At 42.1% G+C, this 478-nt stretch carries 1 protein-coding gene; it reads left to right on the top strand.

The window, feature by feature from the left end:
* Positions 1 to 41: 41 nt before the first annotated feature.
* Positions 42 to 308, top strand: a complete 267-nt coding sequence (locus tag C5470_RS22215; protein ID WP_036843116.1) for a PAAR domain-containing protein — start codon at positions 42 to 44, stop codon at positions 306 to 308.
* The last annotated feature ends 170 nt before the right edge of the window (positions 309 to 478 follow it).

Consider the following 478-nt stretch of genomic DNA (forward strand, 5'->3'; position numbering starts at 1 on the left):
AATGATGTTATTTACCAATCGAAAAACGATGGAGAACGTTAATGTCAAAAGCGGTTATTCTGCTGGGTGATACGACAGATCATGGCGGTAAGGTGATTACCGCTATTGATCAATATACTCACAATGGTATTCCTATAGCGGGTAAAGACGATTGGGTAGAGTGCCCCCAATGTAAAGGTGTTTTTCCTATTGTTCAGGGTGCTGATTCTTTAAAATATAAAGGAAAACCTATTGCGCTTGAAGGCATGCAAACAGCCTGTGGGGCAAAATTAATTGCCAGTCAGCATAAGTTTACTCTTGCCTGTTAATGTGAATTTAATTCGGGGTATTTGAATTCCCGGTCAGGAGCTGGAACAGCAGTTTCAAGACATTCTTTGTATTGCAAAAAATAAGATAAACAGGAGACGTTAATATGCCCATACCCTTATTGGCCCCTGTCGCAGTGGGTGCGGCTGAATATGTTGCAAGCGCCTGTGCC

Source organism: Photorhabdus stackebrandtii, assembly GCF_011189495.1.
GTDB classification, from domain to species: Bacteria; Pseudomonadota; Gammaproteobacteria; order Enterobacterales; family Enterobacteriaceae; genus Photorhabdus; species Photorhabdus khanii.

Excerpts from the sequence above, each read along its gene's own strand:
- C5470_RS22215 (WP_036843116.1), top strand. The coding sequence starts at position 42 with ATGTCAAAAGCGGTTATTCTGCTGGGTGATACGACAGATCATGGCGGT.